This is a genomic window from Pedobacter miscanthi, assembly GCF_032678605.1.
GTDB classification, from domain to species: domain Bacteria; phylum Bacteroidota; class Bacteroidia; order Sphingobacteriales; family Sphingobacteriaceae; genus Pedobacter; species Pedobacter miscanthi_A.
In genome coordinates this window covers 445,744-466,644 of sequence record NZ_JAVTSU010000003.1, presented here as the reverse complement: position 1 = coordinate 466,644, position 20,901 = coordinate 445,744, and the positions used below count along the sequence as shown (strand labels likewise).

General features: G+C 37.9%; 20 protein-coding genes. 9 read left to right on the top strand and 11 right to left on the bottom strand.

All coding sequences use genetic code 11. From position 1 onward, the window contains the following. Nucleotides 1–114: 114 nt before the first annotated feature. The 4 genes from R2R28_RS07145 to gyrB form a co-directional block, all read right to left on the bottom strand. A complete protein-coding gene (locus R2R28_RS07145) occupies nucleotides 115–798 on the bottom strand; it encodes a hypothetical protein (RefSeq protein WP_316825005.1) in 684 nt (227 codons plus the stop codon). 2 nt (nucleotides 799–800) lie between these two features. Then, nucleotides 801–1,463 carry a hypothetical protein gene (locus R2R28_RS07140; protein ID WP_316825004.1) on the bottom strand — a complete coding sequence of 221 codons (663 nt, stop codon included), beginning with the start codon at nucleotides 1,461–1,463 and terminating at the stop codon, nucleotides 801–803. Continuing rightward, entirely contained in the window at nucleotides 1,464–1,802 is a 339-nt protein-coding gene (locus R2R28_RS07135; RefSeq protein ID WP_316825003.1) for a PadR family transcriptional regulator, read from the bottom strand. A 148-nt stretch (nucleotides 1,803–1,950) separates the two neighbouring features. Continuing rightward, the gene (gyrB, locus tag R2R28_RS07130) at nucleotides 1,951–3,909 is read right to left on the bottom strand and encodes a DNA topoisomerase (ATP-hydrolyzing) subunit B (protein WP_316825002.1); all 1,959 of its coding nucleotides are present in this window, start codon (nucleotides 3,907–3,909) and stop codon (nucleotides 1,951–1,953) included. A 1,055-nt stretch (nucleotides 3,910–4,964) separates the two neighbouring features. Here gyrB and R2R28_RS07125 point away from each other — a divergent pair. Both R2R28_RS07125 and R2R28_RS07120 read left to right on the top strand, forming a co-directional pair. Then, the gene (locus R2R28_RS07125; RefSeq protein WP_025143235.1) at nucleotides 4,965–5,561 is read left to right on the top strand and encodes an OmpH family outer membrane protein; all 597 of its coding nucleotides are present in this window, start codon (nucleotides 4,965–4,967) and stop codon (nucleotides 5,559–5,561) included. A 101-nt stretch (nucleotides 5,562–5,662) separates the two neighbouring features. Beyond that, nucleotides 5,663–6,139: a nucleoside deaminase gene (locus R2R28_RS07120; RefSeq protein ID WP_316825001.1), complete on the top strand. Its 477-nt coding sequence runs from the start codon at nucleotides 5,663–5,665 to the stop codon at nucleotides 6,137–6,139. 180 nt (nucleotides 6,140–6,319) lie between these two features. Here R2R28_RS07120 and R2R28_RS07115 read toward each other — a convergent pair whose 3' ends face one another. After that, nucleotides 6,320–8,242, bottom strand: coding sequence for a TlpA disulfide reductase family protein (locus R2R28_RS07115; RefSeq protein ID WP_316825000.1), 1,923 nt, complete (start codon nucleotides 8,240–8,242; stop codon nucleotides 6,320–6,322). A 110-nt stretch (nucleotides 8,243–8,352) separates the two neighbouring features. Between R2R28_RS07115 and R2R28_RS07110 the strand changes: the two genes are divergently transcribed. Continuing rightward, on the top strand, nucleotides 8,353–9,126 hold the full coding sequence (locus R2R28_RS07110) for an EcsC family protein (RefSeq protein WP_316824999.1): 774 nt from the start codon (nucleotides 8,353–8,355) through the stop codon (nucleotides 9,124–9,126). Between the two features lie 74 nt (nucleotides 9,127–9,200). On the opposite strand, the gene R2R28_RS07105 is transcribed toward R2R28_RS07110, so the two are convergent. Next, nucleotides 9,201–9,599: an RNA-binding S4 domain-containing protein gene (locus R2R28_RS07105; protein ID WP_316824998.1), complete on the bottom strand. Its 399-nt coding sequence runs from the start codon at nucleotides 9,597–9,599 to the stop codon at nucleotides 9,201–9,203. Nucleotides 9,600–9,802: 203 nt separating this feature from the next. Here R2R28_RS07105 and R2R28_RS07100 point away from each other — a divergent pair, with 203 nt between their 5' ends. Both R2R28_RS07100 and R2R28_RS07095 read left to right on the top strand, forming a co-directional pair. Further along, nucleotides 9,803–10,621 carry a 2,3,4,5-tetrahydropyridine-2,6-dicarboxylate N-succinyltransferase gene (locus R2R28_RS07100; RefSeq protein WP_187593748.1) on the top strand — a complete coding sequence of 273 codons (819 nt, stop codon included), beginning with the start codon at nucleotides 9,803–9,805 and terminating at the stop codon, nucleotides 10,619–10,621. Nucleotides 10,622–10,702: 81 nt separating this feature from the next. Further along, the gene (locus R2R28_RS07095) at nucleotides 10,703–11,812 is read left to right on the top strand and encodes a glycosyltransferase family 1 protein (RefSeq protein ID WP_316824997.1); all 1,110 of its coding nucleotides are present in this window, start codon (nucleotides 10,703–10,705) and stop codon (nucleotides 11,810–11,812) included. A gap of 620 nt (nucleotides 11,813–12,432) precedes the next feature. On the opposite strand, the gene R2R28_RS07090 is transcribed toward R2R28_RS07095, so the two are convergent. Together R2R28_RS07090 and R2R28_RS07085 are read right to left on the bottom strand one after the other, a co-directional pair. Further along, nucleotides 12,433–12,984: a DUF4136 domain-containing protein gene (locus R2R28_RS07090; RefSeq protein WP_316824996.1), complete on the bottom strand. Its 552-nt coding sequence runs from the start codon at nucleotides 12,982–12,984 to the stop codon at nucleotides 12,433–12,435. Nucleotides 12,985–13,161: 177 nt separating this feature from the next. Next, on the bottom strand, nucleotides 13,162–13,713 hold the full coding sequence (locus R2R28_RS07085; protein WP_316824994.1) for a DUF4136 domain-containing protein: 552 nt from the start codon (nucleotides 13,711–13,713) through the stop codon (nucleotides 13,162–13,164). 233 nt (nucleotides 13,714–13,946) lie between these two features. On the opposite strand from R2R28_RS07085, the gene R2R28_RS07080 reads away from it, so the two are divergent. From R2R28_RS07080 to miaA, 4 genes are all read left to right on the top strand, one after another. After that, the gene (locus R2R28_RS07080) at nucleotides 13,947–14,513 is read left to right on the top strand and encodes an L-threonylcarbamoyladenylate synthase (protein WP_316824993.1); all 567 of its coding nucleotides are present in this window, start codon (nucleotides 13,947–13,949) and stop codon (nucleotides 14,511–14,513) included. A 90-nt stretch (nucleotides 14,514–14,603) separates the two neighbouring features. Then, the gene (locus R2R28_RS07075; RefSeq protein ID WP_316824991.1) at nucleotides 14,604–16,058 is read left to right on the top strand and encodes a CCA tRNA nucleotidyltransferase; all 1,455 of its coding nucleotides are present in this window, start codon (nucleotides 14,604–14,606) and stop codon (nucleotides 16,056–16,058) included. Between the two features lie 98 nt (nucleotides 16,059–16,156). Next, nucleotides 16,157–16,807, top strand: a complete 651-nt coding sequence (locus R2R28_RS07070) for an IS1096 element passenger TnpR family protein (protein WP_316824990.1) — start codon at nucleotides 16,157–16,159, stop codon at nucleotides 16,805–16,807. 75 nt (nucleotides 16,808–16,882) lie between these two features. Beyond that, nucleotides 16,883–17,797 carry a tRNA (adenosine(37)-N6)-dimethylallyltransferase MiaA gene (gene miaA, locus R2R28_RS07065; RefSeq protein ID WP_316824989.1) on the top strand — a complete coding sequence of 305 codons (915 nt, stop codon included), beginning with the start codon at nucleotides 16,883–16,885 and terminating at the stop codon, nucleotides 17,795–17,797. A gap of 147 nt (nucleotides 17,798–17,944) precedes the next feature. On the opposite strand, the gene R2R28_RS07060 is transcribed toward miaA, so the two are convergent. From R2R28_RS07060 to R2R28_RS07050, 3 genes are all read right to left on the bottom strand, one after another. Next, on the bottom strand, nucleotides 17,945–19,240 hold the full coding sequence (locus R2R28_RS07060) for an SGNH/GDSL hydrolase family protein (RefSeq protein WP_316824988.1): 1,296 nt from the start codon (nucleotides 19,238–19,240) through the stop codon (nucleotides 17,945–17,947). Nucleotides 19,241–19,251: 11 nt separating this feature from the next. Continuing rightward, nucleotides 19,252–20,475, bottom strand: coding sequence for an OmpP1/FadL family transporter (locus R2R28_RS07055; RefSeq protein WP_316824987.1), 1,224 nt, complete (start codon nucleotides 20,473–20,475; stop codon nucleotides 19,252–19,254). Between the two features lie 77 nt (nucleotides 20,476–20,552). Further along, nucleotides 20,553–20,864, bottom strand: a complete 312-nt coding sequence (locus tag R2R28_RS07050; protein WP_316824986.1) for a DUF3467 domain-containing protein — start codon at nucleotides 20,862–20,864, stop codon at nucleotides 20,553–20,555. Nucleotides 20,865–20,901: the final 37 nt, after the last annotated feature.

The following is a 20,901-nucleotide window of genomic DNA, read 5'->3' as shown; positions in this document are numbered from 1 at the left end:
AGCCATTCACATATGTGAATGGCTTTGTTGTTTGTGCAGTCAGATGTTACCATCTGACCGTTATAAAATTAATTTACCTCCAATGTAAGGTGGAAACAGCTTAAATGACAGGTATTAACTATAGAGTAATTTATACTTTTCCTTTAATAATTTTGTTTCACGTATGCTGGTTTTTGCCGTTTTAATAGCCGCATAAAAAAAAAGGACAAATAAAACTATTGAAAACAACACAATTAATGATTGTACATGAATAGAAAAGATGGTAAAATTAGAAGGTGTGCCTTCCACGGCAAGATTAGCAAAAAGCAAAACAGACCCCAGCAAGGAGAGGAACGAAATTCCGGACTTAAAAGAGACATATTTTTTATAACGGGAGACCTGAATAGTAGAAAATATCATCGTTCCATATACGATCAGCATGCCCAGAACCAGAAACAGATAATAATTGGTTGCAGTTAGTATCTCTTGTATTTTGTAAATACTAAAGATTAAAAAACATAATAATAACACATATTTATAGCCGAAGGCAGATATAAAATTCTGCCAGAACAATCGGCTATATTTTGCTTTAATTGAATTAGTAATGCCATCAGCAATGGTATTGAAGCCCATTATACCAAATGATTGATGTGTTTCTACTACCGCATCCTCAAATTTAAGATGTTGATCAGCCTCCATTTTTTCTTCCACCGATGATGCCACGTGATCTAAAATCTCCATTTGAACATCAATGTAATTAAAGCCCTTTTGTTGAATAAAACCCCGTATCTGTTCGAGTTGTTCTTTGGTTAAATTCATATTTAAGCAATGAGTATTTTAATTTTTTGCTTATAAAATTTCCTGAATGCCCTTACATAAATACTACAGAAAAAATATAACGTAAGGAGTACGATTACTTTACTGTGCTGACTTATACTAATTAAACTATCATCGCTAACAAACCAGTTAAAAACAAAGATTCCGATAAACAAACCAAACGTAGATAAACTACCTGAAGAGTTGTCGAAAATTGAATATTTTTTGTTTCTCGTTTTGCGAATCCACATTTGGCTGTACATATAAATAGTGATTAGCATAAAACAAGAAAATATAGCAATCATCATCGGTTTTGTATTAAAAGACGAGTTGGTACTACTCCAATAAATACAAAAACACAGCATCAGGTTGGCGACATTGCTTAATAAACAAGGCCATTTAAATGAATCTGCAAGTTCTGTAAGAAAAAGCTTTGCGTATTTTTTATTGATCTGTTTTTGATAAAGCTCCTCCTGTCTCCTAATTTCATTAAAACCTCCAAAATCGCCATTCACAATCCCGGTAACCAGCTCAATGCTATAAACCTCCTCTTTATCTTCGAGGGCGTTTACAATATGATCATAAACTTCGTTGTAGGTTTCCGTGTATTTAGGCGCATCAAAAATGTAATTTCTAATTTGCTGATGCTGTTGACTCGTTAATACCATTTAAATTGCTGGTTTTAAGTTTAACAATAACTGTAACTGGGCAATAAAATCTTTGGCTTCCTGCAGTTTATTTACAACTTCTTTCTCTCCGTTTTTTGATAAAGAATAATATTTCCGCACCCTGTTTTCTACCACTTCAGTTGTAGTTTCCAACAAACCTTCTGCCTCCAGTTTATGTAAAGCCGGATATAATGCGCCCTCCTTTAACATTAACTCGCCCTGGGTAATTGCTTTTACCTTTTGGGTAATCTCATAACCATACATCTTCTCATTTTCTGATAAAAGATTTAAAATAATGGTTTGCAAAGTGCCTTTAAATAATTCATTATTCACTGCCATAAATCAAATATATAAAAAATTATATACATAGGATAATTATGTATATAAAATTTAAAGTTAATTTCATAAAAAATAAAAAACCCTCTTCAAGATTTTTAACTTGAAGAGGGTTATATATTCAGCTCTAAACTTTGGGCTTTCAGCTCAACTATGCATCAATTTTCGCATATTTTGCATTACGCTCTATAAATTCTCTACGTGGAGCAACTTCATCGCCCATTAACATCGAGAAAGTATGATCACATTCTGCAGCACTTTCGATAGTTGCCTGTAATAAAGTACGGGTAGCTGGATTTAAAGTAGTTTCCCACAATTGTTCAGCATTCATCTCACCCAAACCTTTATAACGCTGAATATGCACGCTATCTTCTTTACCTGCCCCTTTTAAACGTTGTACTGCCGCATCGCGTTGTACATCATTCCAGCAATATTCAAACTCTTTACCTTTTTTAACCTGATAAAGTGGTGGCGAAGCAATATAAACATAACCAGCTTCGATTAACGCCCTCATGTAACGGTAAAAGAAAGTTAAGATTAATGTGGTAATGTGCGAACCGTCGATATCCGCATCCGTCATGATTACAATCTTGTGGTAACGCAATTTAGTCATGTTTAATGCTTTATTATCCTCTGGCGTACCAATACTCACCCCAATAGCTGTAAACATGTTTTTAATCTCGTCGTTTTCATAGATCTTATGCTCCATTGCCTTCTCAACGTTCAGAATCTTACCTTTTAATGGTAAAATAGCCTGAATATTACGATCGCGACCTTGTTTAGCAGTACCACCTGCTGAGTCACCCTCAACCAGGTAAATCTCACATCTTTCCGGGTCACTATCAGAGCAATCGGCCAGTTTACCAGGTAAACCTGAACCACCCATTACGCTCTTCCGTTGCACCATTTCGCGCGCTTTACGAGCCGCTGCACGTGCCGTAGCCGCTAAGATTACCTTATTGATAATCATTTTAGCCTCTTTAGGATTCTCTTCCAGGTAATTACCCAGCGCTTCTCCAACTGCAACATCAACAGATCCCATTACCTCACTGTTACCCAGTTTGGTTTTGGTTTGACCTTCAAATTGCGGCTCTTGTACTTTTACGGATACCACTGCGGTTAAACCTTCCCTGAAGTCATCACCGGTAATTTCCATTTTTACGTTCTTTAACAAACCTTCCTTATCGGCATAGTTTTTTAAAGTACGGGTTAAACCCCTACGGAAACCGGCAATGTGTGTACCACCTTCATGGGTATTAATGTTGTTTACATAAGAGTGAACATTTTCAGAGTAACTATCGTTGTACTGGAAAGCCAGCTCAACAGGAACACCATTTTTGATTCCCTCAATATAAATTGGCTCAGCCAAAATAGAAGTACGGGTATCATCTAAAAAGGCAACAAACTCTTTTAAACCACCTTCTGAATGGAAAGTTTCCGAAAAATAAGAACCGTCATCCAGTTTCTCGCGTTCATCGGTTAAGGTTAATTTAATCCCTTTATTTAAGAAAGATAACTCGCGTAAACGGCCAGCCAACGTATCGTATTTGTATTCAGTAGTTTGGGTAAAAATGGTATCATCCGGAGTGAATGTTACAATGGTACCACGTTTATCGGTAGTTCCAACTTCTTTAACATCATACTGCGGAACACCAATTTTATACTCCTGCATCCAGATCTTACCTTCACGATGTACTTCAGCTTTTAAATCGGTAGATAATGCGTTAACGCAACTTACCCCCACACCGTGCAAACCACCCGAAACTTTGTAAGTATCTTTATCAAATTTACCACCGGCGTGTAAAACCGTCATTACGATTTCCAGTGCCGATTTATTTTCTTTTGTATTAATCCCGGTTGGAATACCACGACCGTTATCTTCAACCCTGATGGAGTTGCCTTCTAAAATGCGAACGTCGATTGTATCTGCATGACCGGCTAAAGCCTCATCAATAGAGTTATCTACAACCTCGTAAACCAAATGGTGTAAACCTTTTACACCAGTATCACCTATATACATTGAAGGGCGCTTTCGCACCGCTTCTAAACCTTCTAAAACCTGTATATTATCTGCCGAATAATTTGACTTTAAATCCTGTTCTTCGCTCATATTTTAATTAAAAACAATAAGTATCAAAAATACGGAAATTTTGGCATTTAAACTAATATGTGGATAAGTTTTGAGCTGTTAAGAGATTACTGTTAAAGGGATTAAAACAGGTTTAAATGAAGTTTTGGAAAGCAAAACCTGCATTCTGATCAGTGCCTCCTCCTGCTTTCCACTACTCCCGACTTTACGTCCTACCGTGTGGACATAATTAATTATAATATTCATCTGCCGCTCTTTGCCGCGGAGCCATGGTATTTTGGAGCGCCAAAGTACCCAAAGTGCTTTGTTAATCCAGCAATGAGCCTTTTCACAGTCCCCCTGTGCATCAAAAAATAGCGGCACTTCGTTATGTGTTCGATATTTTTTAAAAAACTTAAACCATCGTTTATGAACACAAAACCACTGTGTTTCAGGTTTGTTACTGCCAATTTACCTGAACTGCAATTGTTTTTTTGATTTCCCAGGTGCTTGGGATTGACAGCGTCCTTGGTTAAAAGCTGTGCTTTATTAATGTTAGTTGGCAAAATGCCCAAACTATTAAAAAAATCTACCTACACGGTGGGACTTTACGCCGGGATTCATTTCGGGTTTAGGTGGCCAAAATAGTGGTAAATATGAACGAATTACATCCCAAACGTTTCCGATAGAACGGCAAACAGGTTGATTTTAACACAACCCGTGCCGCCAGTGAAGGTTCATGGGTAGCCAATTGCAAAATTGTCGTTTTCGTTGCGCAGGAACGTTTCGTGATCTGAAATTTGCGATTGCCGCCCTGCAACCCCAGATAGTAGCACCTGCCGTGCCACCTAAACCCGATGGAAGCGAACATGAAATAAAGCGGAAAGCGGGAATAACAATCGTTTGAAACACTGTGCTAGCTTTTCAAAACACAACTATTAGATTGAATCTTTAGCCTGATGCATTTAACCTTGGGCAAATTAAACGCTTAACGCTTAGCGCCAAAGGCAAAAACACCCTTGTATCGCAATAGGCCTTTCTTTAAATTGCATATCAAAACTAATTTATATAAGTTTGCTAAAATTTATTAAACAATAATGGAAAGAAGAACCTTTAAAACCTTTGGTTTACTTGCAACAGCAACTTTAATAACTGCTTTCTCTGCATGCCAGAACAAAGACACTAAAACTACTGAAACTAAAAAGACAGAGACTACTGCAGCAGTTTCTCCAACAGAGAAAATTGTATATGTAAACTCAGATTCGTTACTTACGAAATATGAATACTTTAAAGACCTTAAAGTGAAATTTGAAGGAAAGACCAAAAATGCACAAGCAGATATGCAGGCTAAAGGTCAGGCTTTTCAAAGAGAGGTTGCTCAATATCAACAATCGGCTTCTACTTTATCTGCCGATCAACGCAAAAGCACCGAAGAGCGTTTAGCACGTAAACAACAGGAATTACAAACTTATCAGCAAAATGCTGGTGGCGCTTTGCAAAATGAGCAGGCTACCGAAAACGAAAAGTTGTATGATAAAGTTGCTCAGTATTTAAAAGGTTATGCTAAAGAAAAAGGTTATAAAATGGTTTTAACTTACTCTAAAGGTAACAGCACTATTTTATTTGCTGATGAAAGTTTAGATGTAACTTCGGAAGTAATTAAAGGCTTAAACGCAGAATACAGCAAAAAATAAGCAAAAAGATATTTAAATCAGGATGCCCCGTATAAATCGGGGCATTTTTTTTGTGCTGTTATTTTGGAAATTTTAACGGCCAGGATATTAATAAAATCAACATGGAGAATCAACATCAGGAATATATGCAGATGGCAATCGACTTATCTGTAAAAAATGTAAGCGAAAGCATAGGTGGCCCGTTTGGTGCTGTAGTGGTAAAAAATGGTAAATTGATTGCTAAATCGGCCAACAAGGTAACCTCAACCAACGATCCTACGGCACACGCAGAGGTTTCGGCCATTAGGCTGGCCTGTACGGAATTGAATACTTTTGATTTAAGTGGCTGTGTAATTTATACCAGTTGTGAGCCCTGCCCCATGTGTTTAGGTGCCATTTATTGGGCAAAAATTGATACTATTTATTATGCGAATACCAAGGCAGATGCCGAAAATATTGGCTTTAGCGACAAATTTATTTACGAAGAGCTGGATAAACCAATGGAAAAAAGGAGCTTACCGGTAATCCAAATGATGCGGGACGAGGCTTTGTCGGCTTTTAAATTATGGGAAACCTCTGCGATGCGGGTAGATTATTAAGAAGTTACAATAAAAATATCTAAATAAAAAATCGTCATTGCGAGGCACAGCTAGTCCCGTTTTAGGAGAAAGCAATCTTAAAGCGTACGCCAGGCAGCGATCGTTGTAAGATTGCTTCGCTGGCTAAAAAAGATTTCTCGCAATGACGACCTTACTCAACACGAGGTGTAAAAAAGGTTCTTATTTACTTGCCTCTTTAGGCGCCAATAATCCGATCATGGCATCTATTTCTTTCACTACACCATCATCGGAACCAGAGAAACCTACCGCTTTAAACCTGATATTTCCATCTCCATCGATTACAAACTTGGTCGGGATTCCGTCAACTTTATAAGCACTTACTACATCAAATTTTGAAGGATCTTTCTCATTTTTTGTATCGTAAAGCACGTTGAAATTATATTTCTTTTCGGCAATAAAATCTGTAACCAGCTTTTCTCTATTATCTTCAGTTTGCCAGGTATTTACAAATAAAAACACCACATTAGGGTTGTTTGAATATTTTGCCAGCGCTTTTTGCATACCTGGAAAAGAGGCCACACATGGGCCGCACCAGGTTGCCCAATAATCTAAAATCACAATCTTTCCTTTTAGGCTGGCCAAGCTGATTTTTTCGCCCTTTAAATTGGTTAGAGAGAACGCTGGCGCCGGCATATTGATCATTTTTTTTGTCCACTCGGCCCTTTCTTTTTCAAATGCTGCTTTTTCTAAATTGGCAATATAGGTTTCGTAAGTACCTTCTTTCTTTAAAGTGATATAAAGTCTCTTAAAATCAGCTTTTAACGAATCTGTAGCTTTTCCATCCTTAATTAGTTTTTCGGCTTCACCATAAGCTTTATCATTTTGTCCTTCTTTAATGAGGTACGTAATATAACGGCCTGATACATCAGGTGGCACTGTACCATAGAGTGGCAATGCTTTTTCCTGTACGGCAAGGGCATCTTTAAAATTACCCTGACGGTAAAGTAACAATGCATAAGTATCGGCGTACATGCCATACGATTGATCCAAAGATTTCAGAAAAGATTCTTTTGAAGCAAAATAAACTGGTATATCGCCATTTTTTGCTTCTTCTAGTAAGCTTAGCGATTGCTTAGATAGTTTTGTAGCTAAATCTACATTCTCATTTTTCTCAGCCGATGGCCAGGCGAAAGAATTATACAGATTTGCCTTGCTTTGCTTATTACTCACTTTACCGGCATAAAGCTCAAATTTTTCGGTATTTTTTGCCTGTATGGCTGTGTTTGCCAAAATACCATATATTGCATTTAACTTATCTGCATCTGTTTTTTTGCTGGCATCAAATTTAAATTTGGCAATCATATCTGTTGCCTTTTTCTCTTGTACTACAAAATCTTTTGTGCCATAAAGGGTGTTCATATCTTCTCCCCAGGCAAAATTTCCGGTCGGGTATTTTTTTAGCAAAATTGCTTTTACCGAATCGGCCTGATTTTTCTTCTTCAACAACGAATATAAACCTACGGTACCACTAAGATCATCCTCCTGTGGATGCTTTATTTTTGATAACCTGGAAATATTTTCATTAATTAGTTTGGTACCGTTTTCTTTATCAGCTTTATACGCTAACGATAGGTATTGGTTTAAATTTTTCTTTTTCAGTTCCGGTTTTAAAGCAAAAGCCTGTTTATAATTCGCAATGGCTTTTTCGGGATCGCTGGTAAGCCCGAGATAATAATTTCCCGCCAATCCATATAAAAAAGCTTTATTCAGATAAGCCTCTGCCGGCACTTTACCGGCTTTTGTAAACTCTAAAATATAACCATCCGGTGCTTCATCTTTCTTATCACCCACCGCGAAAGCAAGTCCAACAAGGGTTACACTATCGGCTGTAGAAATTTCACCCTTATAAATAGCACCTTCTTTAACCAGTTCTATTTTGGCATTTTTAGGATTGGTTTTGGAAAAAAAAGTAAAACCGGTACATTTTACATCAGCCAGGTTTTCGAGGTTGGTTCCCTTTGGGTCGTACGTAAAAGTAACTTTGCTTCCTGCCACAGGTTTATCGGCAGAAAATTTCACACCTTGGGCACTAACCGCTCCCGCGGCCAACACCAGTAAGCATAATAATTTTAAGGCTTTCATAATGAAAAGATTAAGTTTTAATTAGGTAAACTAAATATATAGTTTAATTTTGATTTTCCATAGTTTATTTGTGTTAAATTTTAAGGAATAATTATTGCAGGTAAATAAACATGACCTACGAACAAAAAATGAACAACGAACTGGATTTCTGGAAGTTTAAAACCTTGCAAAAACCTTCTCTTTTTAATAAAGTAACCGATAAAGTTCAAAAGAAAATAAACAGCTATATCCCCGATAAGGTACACAGTGCTATTACTACAGCCATTAAACAGATGGTAAAAGCGGTACTTTTTGGTTCAACATTTACCACATCTAAACCAGTTACCAACCTAACATTAATGCACCGCGAAGCCCTGGTGAAGCAAAAAATAGATAATTATAAAAAAACCGGCGCTGCTGAAGGTGGAATTACAGGTGCCGGAGGTTTTTTAATGAGCCTGGCAGATTTCCCGCTTTTGCTGGGCATAAAAATGAAAATGCTTTTCGATATTGCCGCTGTGTACGGATACGATGTAAAAGATTACCGCGAACGTTTATACATTTTACACATTTTTCAGCTGGCATTTTCAAGCAAAGAAGAGAGTCAGCATGTATTCTTTAAAATGCAGAATTGGGACGATAAAGCGCATCAGTTACCCACCAATATAGATGAATTTGACTGGCTCACCTTCCAGCAGCAATACCGCGACTATATTGATTTGGCGAAACTTGCACAAATGCTTCCATTTGTTGGTGCAGCAGTTGGTGCTGTTGCTAATTATAAACTGATCGAAAAACTGGGTAAAACAGCCATGATGAGTTATAGAATGAGGCATTTTAGTCTTCAGTCTATAGTCTTGAGTCATGAGTCGACCAGCGATTTCCGACTTGAGAAAGGGAATTGAGTATTTTAGTTTTGAGTCTATAGTGATAAGCAGAACAGACTACCGGCTTTGGACTCAAGAATTTGGACTAACAACTATTCCTCTTCAAACATCCCGCCAATCAGGTCATCTGTTTCGCGCCTGTCTTTTTTAGTCGGTCTGCCCGTACCCCTGTCGCGCTTTAAGCTTGGTGCGTGGAACATCGATTTAAAGGCATGTGTGTCTTCAACAGGTGTTAAATCCTTATATTTTGTTAGTGCAGTTGGCGAATCAGTTCTGTTGTAAGAAAGTTCAACTACTTCTATGATTTTCTTTTCAATTCCTTTCGATACCTGATAAACTTCCCCCACTTTCACAATAGCCGAAGGTTTAATATTCTGGCCTTTCAGTTTCACCCTTCCGGCTTTGCATGCATCAGTAGCAAGGCTCCGGGTTTTAAATAACCTGATTGCCCATAAATATTTATCTATCCTAAGTTTTTCTGTCTCTGTCATAAAGGTTCAAAAGTAAAGAATTGTTAAATTGTTTTATTGCTTTATTGTTAAATCGTTACCGGCAACAATCTCTAAAATGTTTTTACACTGGCAGCAATCCTAACAATTTAACAATCTTTTACACTAAACGGAACAAACAATTTAAACAATTAGCCCTTTAATAAACAAAAATTGATTTATTTTGCGTAAAATTTAAAAACATCATGTATTCAGATTTAAAGAAATTAATTGAAGCCGCCTGGGAAGACAGAACTCTTTTACAATATAGCAACTATTGCGAAGCCATCGAAACCGTTATTCAAGGTTTAGATAAAGGTGAAATCCGCGTTGCTGAACCAGTTTTAAACTCTTGGGGCATTAATGAATGGGTAAAAAAGGCAGTGATTTTATATTTCCCGATTCGCGAGATGAAAGAAATTAAAAGCGGTCCGTTTGTTTACCATGATAAAATGGAATTAAAAACTGACTATAAAGCAACTGGTGTACGTGTTGTGCCAATGGCAAGCGCACGTTACGGTTCGTTTTTGGCTAAGGGCGTAATCATGATGCCATCGTACGTAAACATTGGCGCTTATGTTGATGAAGGTACAATGGTTGATACCTGGGCTACTGTTGGTTCTTGTGCACAAATTGGTAAACGCGTACACTTAAGTGGTGGTGTGGGCATTGGTGGTGTGTTAGAACCAGTACAAGCTGCTCCGGTAATTATCGAAGATGATTGCTTTTTGGGTTCAAGGGCAATTGTTGTTGAAGGTGTTAAACTAGAGAAAGAAGTTGTTTTAGGTGCTAATGTGGTATTAACTGCATCAACCAAAATTATTGATGTTACCGGCCCAACTCCGGTAGAATATAAAGGTATTGTTCCTGCACGTTCGGTAGTTATCCCTGGAAGTTATACTAAAAAATTCCCAGCAGGCGAATTTCAGGTTCCTTGTGCTTTAATTATCGGAAAACGTAAAGAAAGTACAGATAAGAAAACTTCGCTTAACGATGCGTTGAGAGAAAATAATGTAGCGGTGTAAAATTTGTTGAAAGGCGTAAGGTTTAGGGTGTAAGGTCACATCCCAAGCCTTATACCTTATGCCTTTAACCTTAAACCTTTAATGAAAATTGGATACGATGGCAAGCGTGCGGCCAACAACTTAACCGGATTGGGCAACTACAGCCGGTCTTTAATTGAGCATTTGGCGCATCAGTTTCCCCAAAATCAGTATCTTATTTATTCGCCAAAAGTAAAACAGGCCAAACAGATTGATGCTTTTCTTGAAAAAGAAAATATCGAACTCAAATTACCCAAAAATGGTACTTTTCTTTGGAGAAGTTTAAACATCTTAAAAGACCTTGTGCGTGATGAAGTTCAGGTATTTCATGGTTTAAGTCACGAAATACCCTTAGCCATCCAACATACCCACATTAAATCTATTGTTACCATTCACGATTTAATTTTTCTCCGTTATCCACAATACTATAAATTTATTGACCGGAAATTATACGAATGGAAAAGTAAATCGGCCTGTAAAAGGGCAAATAAAATTATCGCCATCAGCGAAAAAACCAAGGAAGATATTATCAATTTATATGGTATCAATCCCGAAAAAATAGAGGTAATCTACCAAAGTTGCGACGATAGTTTTAAAACTCCTTTTGCTACAGCAACTTTAAGCCGTATTAAAGCGACTTATAAATTACCCGAAAAATACATTTTAAACGTTGGTACCATTGAAACCCGTAAAAACCTTAAATTAGCTATTCAGGCTTTAAAAGAGGTTAACGAAGATTATAAACTAGTCGTTATTGGTAAACAAACCGCTTATTTTAAAACTGTAGAAAAGGAAATTGAGAAACTTGGACTAAAAAACAGGATTTTATTCTTAAAAAACATTCCCTTTGCCGACTTGCCAGGCATTTACCAAATGGCCGATGTTTTTGTTTATCCTTCATTTTACGAAGGTTTTGGCATTCCCATTATCGAGGCTTTATATTCGGGTATTCCTGTAGTTGCGGCAACAGGTTCGTGCTTAGAAGAAGCCGGTGGACCTAATAGTTTGTATATTTCGCCAGGTGACGCACATGGACTGGCAAAGGCAATTAATCAAATCCTGGAAAATCCTCAACTCCAAAAAGAGATGGTGGAAAAAGGGCTGGAATTTGTTCAAAAATTCAACGCCCCTCTTGTTACGCAGCAATTAATGGATTGCTATTTAACCCTTTAATAAGTTACCTTCTCTACTACTCACCATTTACAGGTAAATGTCGGTTCTCCGTTCATTGTCATCCTGAACGCAGTGAAGGATCTGTATCGTAAAGGCAAGGTGCTTTAATATTTATGCAGGGCGATTTGCAGAAATTAGTTTCATATTTGAAAAGCAGGGTTAGTGCTGCTATTAAATGTTACTCCTGCCAATGCTGCAAGTCCTCATCCGATGAAGGATCGGATTCCGGGCTTTCCGCGAATGTCAGGTTTAAATTGAGACAGTTACCTGCTTCAATATTCACCATTTACAGGTAAATGTCGGTTCTCCGTTCATTGTCATCCTGAACGCAGTGAAGGATCTGTATTGTAAGCCAAGTGCTTTAATGTTTATGCAGGGCGATTTGCAGAAATTAGTTTCATATTTGAAAAGCAGGGTTAGTGCTGCTATCAGCCGTTACTCCTACCAATGCTGCAAGTCCTCATCCGATGAAGGATCGGATTCCGGGCTTTCCGCGAATGTCAGGTTTAAATTGGGACAGACTATCGTAACAACTAAGAAATATAGCTAAAAACGCAAAAAAGGGCTGGAATTTCTTTAAAAATTCAACAGCCCTTTTGTTATTAGCTTAGTTTTATTGTTTATTTAGCTACAGTACCTACGGATGGGTATTGTGCCAATATTTCTTTTACGCCGGTATATAAACGTTGTTCTCTTTTATTAAAGCTATCCAGGTTAAAACCTGATCCCTGTCCGTGCCAGAATAAAATCTTTTTGCCTGGATCTAAGAAATCGATTATAATTGTTCCTTCAATATATTGGTTTACGTAGGTTCCGCCGCCGCCCCAGCCACCTCGCCAGCCACCCCAGCCCCAACCCCAGCCACCGTAGTAACCTGGACCGTAAACATCAGTTTTTTCTCTGGCAACTACCACCAAATTCACCAATAAATCAGGCTTTGCAGCTTTGGTAAATCCTTTGGCGTTCATTTCTGCCTCCACAGCAGCCATTAACCTGCGTTTATCAAGGTTGTTCAGTTTAACCCGCTCAATACCTTTATCGTAAAAATTGTAAGTTTTGTAACCGCTTAAATCAACATTTTTATCATAATCTGATGCGGTGCGGAGTGTTGTACATCCTGCTAATGCCAATACCACTGTAAAAAGCATTAATAATTTTTGTGCTGTTCTCATTTTTGTGCGCTGTTGTATAAATAACCTGACATAAATATAACGATTCTGAAAATCAAACGGAAATCATTTAACATTTTTTACAATCAGATTGTTATCTGTACAACGATTTCTATTTGATTATGTTTTAACGCTATGTATCTATGACTAAATATTTTACAATTGGATTAAATGCAACAATTAGTAAAGTGGTGGATATTCCGCTAGGATCTGTTTTACAGCAGAATTTATCCGTTCTTCTCTATTTTCATAATCATCAAAATTAAAACCCGATCCTATTCCGTGCCACATAATGGCTTTGGTTTCGGGATTCAAAAAATCAATGATAATGGTACCAGACTGATATTGCTTGCTGCTGTTAAGCGGTCCAAACTGTGAATCTCTCCACTGGTACGAAGATGAAGCTGCATCCCATTGATAACCGCCTCCACTATAACCCCAATCGGCCCTCGCTTTAATACTACTTAAAACCGCTACATTAACTAAAAAATCTGGTCGGCCAGCTTTAGTAAAGCCTTTTTTGGCCATGGCAGTTTCAAGGGCATTTAACATCCTGGGCTTGTCGAGGTTGTTTAATTCCAAATGTTCAATTCCCTTTTCGTAGTAAGCAAAGGATTTTAACTTAGAAAAATTAATCTTTTTGTCGTAATCTGATGCTGTAAGAATGGTCATACAGCTGGTAAATGCCATTACGATCGTAAATAGCATTGCCCATTTAAGTGTGTGTTTCATTTTTATGTTTTATTTAATAACCTATCACTAAAATACTAGTTTATTAGATTAAAACATATTAACAGAAGTAAACAAAAGATAAAGAATATGTTACGATTACAAGAAATTATTTCACAAGCTTAATCTTCGCTGGATTTTCGATGCTTTTTCCTTCGCAAAGCCCAATGAAACTTAGTAAAGAATATCACGCATTAACATTATTTAACTTCCTCTGAATAAATTAACTTTGCACCATGCTAAGAGACGAGATTAACAAAGCTTTTGAAGTATTAAAGTCAGGCGGCGTGATCCTTTACCCTACCGATACCATCTGGGGTTTGGGTTGCGATGCCACCAATGCTGAAGCGGTAGATAAATTGCTTAAAATAAAAAACCGACCGACCGAAAAAAGTTTAATCGTTTTATTGGATGTAGATAGTAAACTGCAAAGTTATATTGCCGAAATACCAGATGTAGCTTACGATTTAATTGAATATGCAGAAAATCCACTAACCATCGTTTTCTCGGACGCCAAAAACCTGGCCCAAAATGTAATCAATGCAGATGGCAGCGTGGGTATCAGGATTGTTAAACACGATTTCTGTACACCATTAATCCAGCGGTTCAGAAAACCAATCGTATCAACTTCGGCTAATTTAAGCGGGCAGCCTTCGCCAAAATTCTTTGATGATATTGATCCGGAAATTATTGATGCAGTTGATTATGTAGTAGACTTTGAACAGGAAAACCGAACCAGCAGAAAACCGTCGACGATTATGAAACTTTCTCCCGGCGGGCAGTTTGAGTTTATCCGGCGATAAACCCCAACCCCTTGAGGGGCTTTTAACTCCAAATAGTCTTTATCGACCAAATGTTTTGCTTAATTTTGAACAATTGAATTACCCTTATATATGCAGTCTGATTTAAACGAAGGGAACCCCAAGTCCACTTCAGGGGATTTAGGGGTTCACCTACAAAACCCCATATTTAAAACCTTATCAACCATTGCCGATAAGAACAATACCGAAGCTTATGTAATTGGGGGCTTTGTACGCGATTTATTTTTAAACCGTCCATCAAAAGATATTGATGTGGTGGTGGTAGGCAGCGGAATCGAATATGCAGAAGCTGTAGGCCGAAAATTAAGTACCAAAGTGGCCATATTTAAGAATTTTGGTACGGCAAATATTAAATATCAGGATTTAGAGGTCGAATTTGTAGGCGCCAGGAAAGAATCTTACCGATCAGATTCGCGCAAACCCATTGTTGAAGACGGTACTTTAGAAGATGATCAGCTCCGCAGGGATTTTACCATCAATGCACTGGCCATTAATTTAAATGCCGATCATTTTGGCCAACTTTTAGATCCTTTTGATGGCATTAAGGATTTAGAAAATAAACTGATCCGTACCCCGCTTGATCCGGAAATAACCTTTTCTGATGACCCTTTGCGCATGATGCGGGCGATCCGTTTTGCATCACAACTTAATTTTGATATCGATCCTGCTGCACTTAACGCTATTAAAACGCAAAAACAGCGCATCAGTATTGTTTCAAAAGAACGGATTACCGATGAGATGAATAAAATCATCTTATCTAAAAAACCGTCGGTAGGTTTTAAACATCTTTTTGATACCGGCTTGTTGCACCTCATTTTTCCGCAAATGGCACAGCTTTATGGGGTAGAAATCATTAAAGGCAAAGGCCACAAAGATAATTTCTACCATACTTTAGAGGTACTGGATAACATTTGCGCAGATACCGACGATTTATGGTTGCGCTGGGCTGCAATATTACACGACATTGCCAAACCAGCCACCAAACGTTTTGAAGAAGGCCACGGCTGGACATTCCACGGACATGAAGACCGCGGTGCGCGTATGGTACCGAAAATTTTTGCACAGCTGAAACTTCCTTTAAACGAAAAAATGAAATATGTGCAAAAACTGGTGCAACTTCATTTACGGCCGATTGTGCTGGCACAGGAAATTGTTACAGATTCGGCAGTACGGAGGTTACTTTTTGATGCAGGTGAAGAAATTGAAAGCCTGATGACACTTTGCAATGCCGATGTAACCACTAAAAACGAGTACAAAAAAACAAAATACAGAAACAACTTTGAGCTCGTAAAACAAAAGCTGAAAGATGTAGAAGAACGCGACAAAATTAGAAACTGGCAGCCCCCTATTTCCGGTAACGATATTATGGAAACTTTCGGACTTGAGGCAGGGAAAGAAGTTGGCCTGATCAAAAATGCCATCCGCGAGGCAATACTAGAGGGCGAAATCACAAACGATTACCAGGAAGCATTCAATTTTATGCTCAATCAGGCAAAACAAATGGGATTAAATCCTGTTAATAAATAATTTAATTGCCCAACCACAAAATTAGGATGTCTTTTATGGCATTTGGTATTTGTGGTAATTATAAATTAACTTTATTTTTACGGTTCCAAAATACAATAATGGCTATTTATAAATTTAGAATTACTTTCGAAGATTTTGATGATGTTGTGAGAGAGATCGACATTAAATCAAACCAAACATTTGAAGACCTGCATAAGGCTATCCACCGATCTACAGGTTACAATGCCGAAAAATCTTCCTCTTTTTACGTAAGCACCGATAACTGGTTAAAAGGTGATGAAATTGCTTATTTACCCAGTGAACGTAAAAAAGACCGTGTAGTTTTAATGGAAAACTCAAAATTAAGTGGTTTTATTGAAGATCCGCACCAGAAATTTTACTATATCTATAATTTTGACCGTCCTTATGATTTCCATGTAGAACTTGTAAAAATCATCCTGGATGCCGATCCTAATATCGAATATCCATTTTTGGCCAAAAGCAGTGGTGAAGCGCCTAAAATTTTCGAAAGCAGCAATGCCCCTATTGCCGATCCAGGTGCAGCTGTTGGCGGAGCCGCAAGTGAGTTCGATTTCTTAAATGAAATGAATTTTGTGCCCGAAGATACAGACGAACTGGAAGCCATGGGCGAAATGGGCATTAACGAGGAAGAAAGAGATGAAGAAGAGGAAAGTGAAGAAGATGAGTTTGGCGATGAATTTTCGGACGGTGATAACTTCGAAGATGATAGCCATAAAGACGACTATTAATCGGAAATAATATTTTCAATGTTTTAGAAAGCTGTCAAATAAAATTGACAGCTTTTATTTTATACAAATGCCACTATGCCCCATAAAAAAACTTTAATTTCTATTGTTGGCCCTACCGCAATAGGCAAAACGGCTTTGGCCATCCAGGTAGCCCGGCATTTTGACACAGAGATTATTTCAGCAGATTCGCGTCAGTTTTTCAGGGAAATGGCAATAGGTACCGCTAAGCCCGATGCAGAAGAATTAGCAGCGGCAAAACATCATTTTATCGATTCCCATTCGGTATCACAACTGTTCAGTACAGGTGATTTTGAAACAGAAGGATTAAAAACACTTGAAGAAATTTTCGAAAAGCACGATCTGGCGATTATGGTTGGCGGCTCTGGCTTATATGTAAATGCTTTGCTAAACGGCCTGGATGAAATGCCTGATATTGATTTATCGATCAGGGAAAAATTAAATAAACAGTTTGAAGAAGAAGGTTTAGCAGCAATACAGGAACAGTTGACAGCTTTAGACCCAGAATATTTTGCTAAGGTAGATCAAAATAACCCACAGAGAATGATCAGGGGGCTGGAAATTTTCTTATCAACAGGACAGAAACTTTCTTCTATGTTATCGGCCACCAAAAAAGAAAGGCCATTTAACATTATCAAAATCGGCCTTAACACGGATAGAGCTGTTTTATATAACAGGATCAATCAAAGGGTAGATCAGATGGTTACCAATGGTTTATTGGATGAAGTAAAATCTTTAACGCCATTTAAACAGTATAATGCCTTAAATACTGTGGGTTACAGCGAAATTTTTGATTATTTTGATGGAAAGTTATCGTTAGATGAGGCTATAGCTGCCATTAAACAAAATACCCGTCGCTTTGCAAAACGCCAGCTTACCTGGTTTAGAAGAGATGAGGAGATTAATTGGTTCGAACCTGAACAACGCTCAGAAGTTTTTGATTTTATAGCAAGTAAAATAGGCAATAAATAAAAAAGAGGTTGTATCGTAAAGGTGATTTTCAACTCAAAGGTTGTCATGTTGAGCTTGTCGAAACACCTTGAAAAGCATTAAACAAGTCCTTTAACAAGCTCAGGATGATAAACCTCTACTGATACAGCCTCTTTTTATCAATATCAATTATTTCGGGTCAGGAAATTTTACACCTCTATATTGTGTAATATCAATTGAAGGAATAGTAGAACCATATTTTGCATTAATGGCATCAATAAATACATTGGCAATTACGGCATTTCCGCGTGGCGTTAAATGGATGCCATCTAAAGAGAATGCGCCCCCACTAATAAATGCAGCATTGATACCAACTCCTTGTATCATCATTCCAGTTTTAACCTGATTAAAATAGGCATAAGTATCTGCAATGGCTAAACCTTTACTTGTAGCTAAAGATTTAATGCTGCTGTTGTAGCTGTTTACATAATCTTTCACTTTTACTACTTCATCTTTATCCAGCACCCAATTGCTGGTAATAGGATTTAAAGGATGTAAACCGTAAGGAATGGCACCTACACCAAATAAACCAGCTGATTGGAATGGCAAACGGATTAAATCTTCTGAAGTTGCCGCCCTTACCGCACCTGTTCCTGTTTGGATAAATACAGCTTGTGCAGCAGGATTGATTGCCTGAGCCGCTTTTAATAAAGCCGCAGGCGTAACGGTATTAAAATATGGAACAGCCGTTACATCCGGAATGGTAGCCACAATACCTTTCTGACCGCCAGCAGTTAATGCATCTAATAAATTAGAATATAATGTTGAAAATGTTACCTTATCCGTTAACACCGTGGTAGGATCACCAGGAGTAGTAACGGCACCATTTGTTGCATAACCCAATACGTCATTATTTCCTAACCAAAGCGAGAAAAAAGTATGGTTTCTTTTTTGGATATACTGAAAATAATTGGTCTTGCCTACCTCAGCATCGGTTAACAAACGTTCAAAAAATGGGTTAGCAGCGCTAAAAGTAAGGCTTGGGTCGAAAGATAAATCTACACGCATACCAGGGATACCTAAATTTTGGATTTCGCCGCTGTATTTATCTAAGTGTTTAGCTGCATCTCTTATAGCTAATTTATCCACTACAGGAGTTAATGTTGGCGTACCGTTAACCAGTGCAGATAAAGTAATATAACCTGAACCATTTGAATGCTCTTCAGTAAAAAACGGAGAGGTAAATGCCCCGCCACCAACCGAAGTCATTTTAGCAGCAATTAAATTTGGATAAGCTACCTTTTGCCCTTCTAAATATAAACCTCCATCAGCATAACCAGAAGTTAAAGAGTTACCAACAGCAATGTATTTGCTAAAATTAGCTTGTCCGGCAGTTGTACCTGCAGGTGTTTCAATTTCTGGTTTACAGGCTGCTGTAAAAAGGATGGCGGCAGCTACGAAACTATTTAATATATATTTCTTCATTGTAATTTCTCCTACCATTTATAAGTTAATGAAAGACCTGGTGCATAAACCAAAGTTTTAAAGGTACCATCTAAACCTGTTTCGATATTTTTCTGTTTACGTGATTTTACATCTTCAAAGAAGAAAGATGCATTCACTTCGAAATGACGGGTTGGTGTATAACCTAAACCTGCACTCAGGATGTAACGATCAGCATCTGGTGCTTCTGGTGTTACGTAACCATCCTGTACCGGAGAAAAAGCATAACCTACACCGGCTCTTAAAGCTAATTTTTCTGATGCCTGGTGGTTAATACCTAATTTAAATGATGAGCCATCGTGATAATTACGGGCAGATTTAGTTTGTGATGAGCCGTTAACAGGCTGAGCATAATTGAAAGTTAAATCCTGATAAACATGCCATTGTACCCAGCTCGCATCGAATGCTAAAAGTGTACTTTTTGACAATGGGATACCAACACCTAAGCTAGTGGTTGCCGGCAAAGGTAACTCGGCATTAAATGTATTTCCAGGAGGGAAAGATCCTTCCAAAGCTTTTGGAACCTGAAAATCAGCTGTGCCACCATCTAACTTGGTAATTACTTTCGATTTATGTACAATGGCAAAAGAGATATTGCTTAATGTTTTTATGTATAAACCTGCATTCCATCCATAACCTGTTCCCGTACCATCTAAGGTAACATGACCTGAACGGCCGTCAGGATAGTTTACAGGAAGTGCGCGTTGAAGGTTTACCTCGCCATGGTTATAAACAAAACCGGCTCCAATACCAATACGATCGGTAATTTTAATACTTAAAGTAGGTTGGAAATAAATTGCCTTTAAATTTAGAGAGGTTAAAGCGTATTTACCAGACCAGTTATCGCCCCAGTCTACCAAACCACCAAATGGCGTATAAACACCCAGTCCGAGCTTCCACTTATTTGATTTCGGACCCCAAACGGCATAAAATTCGAAGGGAGGAGCAATTTTGTTCTTTACATTTTCGGTAACATTTGAACCGCTTTGTTTAAAAGCCGATTTAAATAATAATGGGTTTACACCTGCGGAAACTGAGTTTTTCTCTAAGAAAGTTACTGCACCGGGATTGTAAAATACAGAAGCCTCATCTAAAGCCAATGCAGAACCTGCACCTGCCATACCAATTTGTTTCTGACCTTGTAAATTAACCTGGAAACCCTGCCCCAAAACCCAAAGTGGGGCAGAAAGTAATACGCTCAATAAAATTTTTTTCATCTATAAATGGTTATATCACAAATATATACTATGCTAACATAGTAAACAAATATTTGTTTGTAAGAATTTTATTTGCACTAGGCCTGCGCAGTTGGTCCGCCAAAACCCATCGGGAAAGGTGGTTCTTCCTGTGCTTTAATCCGGCCATTTACGGTCTCAAATTTCTGAATGTTATCTTCCAACGCTGATAATAAGCGCTTTGCATGTTCGGGTGTTAAAATAATCCTCGATTTTACCTTCGCTTTGGGTATTCCGGGCATTACGCGGATAAAATCCAATACAAATTCGGTATTCGAGTGGGTAATAATGGCGAGGTTAGAAAAAATTCCTTCTGCAATTTCTTCTGATAACTCTATGTTTAGCTGATTTTCGTTTTGTTGTTCTTCCATAATAATTCAAAAATAAAAAATTCCGCTGCTTAATGGC